The organism is Oleiphilus sp. HI0079 (assembly GCF_001635105.1).
This window is the reverse complement of sequence record NZ_LWFT01000711.1, coordinates 1-601: the sequence shown is the minus strand read 5'-3', so window position 1 is coordinate 601 and position 601 is coordinate 1. Positions and strand designations below refer to the sequence as shown.

At 43.6% G+C, this 601-nt stretch carries 1 protein-coding gene; it reads right to left on the bottom strand.

Features of this window, described 5'->3' with window-relative positions; translation table 11 throughout:
- Positions 1-601 (bottom strand): ATP-binding domain-containing protein (locus tag A3750_RS12930; protein ID WP_197475025.1); only part of this gene is annotated, 601 nt, incomplete at both ends.

The window sequence follows — 601 nt, the reverse complement described above, 5'->3', positions numbered from 1 at the left end:
CACTCTTACAGACACTCTCTCTTTCGGCCAAAGAAAGCCTCATGAGCTTTTTACTCACGCGCTTTGTACTATCATCGTTCAATAACTGCATATATCGACTACTCATGTAGCCGACGTCGCTAAGCTGCTTCTGGAATTCGGATTCGTCTAACTCCAAATCACGCGAAATATATCTACAAAGCTGACTTTCGGGGTCCGGAAAAATCCTTACTCCATCGCCAACGTTACCTCTGGACTCGGGGCGCACGTATATGAATAAATCTGACTTTGCTCTACTCGCCGTGACATATAACTGTTTCCAATTTCTGTCCGCCTCAACTCCAAATGCATCCGCTGAGTCCAGCCCAAAAACAAACACTTTATCAAACTCAAGCCCCTTACTGCTCATTACGTTAATAACCGTCACCGAAGGCGATGCAAGAAAATCCAACTCATCTTCGTCTTTATGATCTTTGTAGTTGGATATATATGTTTGCACGGGAATACGAGAATTCGTGAGCACTGCTGAAATTTGGTCGTAGAGATCTTTGACCCTATTATTTCGACCAAAAACAATTACTCCAATCTTATGCGAACCCGATCGACTGATATTGCCCAACTG